This is a genomic window from Vibrio sp. 378, from assembly GCF_033339435.1.
This window is the reverse complement of record NZ_JAWOUO010001031.1, coordinates 1-547: the sequence shown is the minus strand read 5'-3', so window position 1 is coordinate 547 and position 547 is coordinate 1. Positions and strand designations below refer to the sequence as shown.

Annotated in this window: 1 protein-coding gene; it reads left to right on the top strand. The window is 42.2% G+C overall.

Annotated features, from left to right (window positions below; genetic code table 11):
• Positions 1 to 58 precede the first annotated feature (58 nt).
• A partial coding sequence (ampD, locus tag R7Q48_RS30210; protein WP_318134094.1) for a 1,6-anhydro-N-acetylmuramyl-L-alanine amidase AmpD occupies positions 59 to 547 on the top strand: 489 nt, incomplete at its 3' end.

Here is a 547-nt window from a genome sequence, read left to right as displayed (position 1 = left end):
ATGATACTCTCCGGTGTCAATAATTTCAGCAGTTAATTTGCAAACTATAGAGGTTGATATGTCCCCAATTATCGATAATGGATGGTTGACTCACGCAAAGCATGTTCCATCACCATTTTTTGATGCACGCAACAGCGAACACGATATCTCTCTATTAGTTGTTCATAACATCAGTTTGCCACCTGGTCAGTTTGGTGGGCCGTATATTGAAGATTTTTTCAGCGGCAATCTTGATCCTAACGCGCACCCATTTTTTGAGGTAATTCACAAAATGGGCGTTTCAGCGCATTGTTTAATTAAGCGCGACGGTGAGATTGTTCAGTTCGTTTCATTTCTTGATAGAGCATGGCATGCGGGGCAATCAAGCTTTGCAGGGAGAGACCGTTGCAATGATTACTCTATTGGCATTGAGCTAGAGGGAACAGAATTTGTGGCGTATACAGAAGAGCAATATCAATCACTTGCTCGATTAACTCAAGCTATCATGCATCAATATCCTCAAATCACCTTGCCACGAATTACCGGCCATCAATACATTGCTCCCTTG